1 protein-coding gene is annotated in these 266 nt (G+C 58.6%); it reads right to left on the bottom strand.

The genetic code is table 11. From position 1 onward, the window contains the following. Positions 1-39: 39 nt before the first annotated feature. Positions 40-266, bottom strand: a 227-nt coding sequence (locus SB764_RS41015) for a hypothetical protein (protein WP_410866898.1), incomplete at its 5' end; no start/stop codon positions are given.

Raw genomic sequence — 266 nt, forward strand, 5'->3', positions numbered from 1 at the left:
CCGCCAAGTCAGCCCACAACCGGGGAGACGTGCCCTGCATCAGGCCACCCGGCTTTCGACAGCCGGCATGTCGACAGCCGGTGCCTCAACGCCGGTGGAGACGCTGATGGGTCCGGAAATTTCGATAACCGGAACTTCCCATGGATGAATGCGGACAATCTGTTGGATCATGTCCTGGACCTCTGCCTCGCTCATGGCGTAGTCAAAGTACGTTGTGAAAACGAACGTTGGGGAAATGGTTCGTTGCCCCACCAACCCCAAGGTGG

It is taken from the genome of Paraburkholderia sp. SIMBA_027 (assembly GCF_046535315.1).
GTDB lineage: Bacteria > Pseudomonadota > Gammaproteobacteria > Burkholderiales > Burkholderiaceae > Paraburkholderia > Paraburkholderia tropica.